Here is a 580-nt window from a genome sequence, read left to right on the forward strand (position 1 = left end):
GGCCGTTAAGGTCGTAGACGTAGGCGGTGCGTTGGCCGTCGAAGCCGGTTTCCTGCTGGATCAGGCCGTTGGCGTGGTAGGCCAGTTGGTAGGTTTCACCGGCCTCGTTTTCGATTTCGGTCAGTAGCAGGCGGGTACTGTCGTAGCGATAGCGCAGCGCCGTGCCATCGGGGTTGATCCGGCGACTGATCAGGTGCAAGCCGTCGGCATATTCATAGCGGGTCACGCGCCCCAACTCATCGCGCTCGGCGGTGATTTTTCCGTAGGGGTTGTAGCTCAATTCGCGGGTGGCGCCGCCCGGCAAGCCCACCTTGATCAGGCGGCCCACCGCGTCCCACTGATACTGGGTCAGCGCGCCGTGTTCATCCTCGCGGGCAATCTGCCGGCCGAACACGTCATAGCGATAACGCCGAATGCCACCGTTGGCTAACTGTTCCTGAGTCAACTGCCCAAGATCGTTCCAGGTCAGGCGCTGGCAGCTGTGGTCGGGATACCAAACCGCTAAAAGCTGCCCGCGCTTGTCGTAGCTGTACTCGGTGAGATTGCCGTCTGGATCGGTCTGGCGCGTGATCGCGCCCTG

The 580-nt window shown here is 62.1% G+C and carries 1 pseudogene; it reads right to left on the minus strand.

Going from position 1 to position 580, the window contains the following annotated elements:
- A pseudogene (locus tag AO268_RS05465) lies at positions 1-580 on the minus strand (RHS repeat protein); the annotation flags it as partial.

Origin of the sequence: Pseudomonas sp. ICMP 8385, from assembly GCF_002699915.1 — a bacterium.
Classification (GTDB): Bacteria; Pseudomonadota; Gammaproteobacteria; order Pseudomonadales; family Pseudomonadaceae; genus Aquipseudomonas; species Aquipseudomonas gessardii.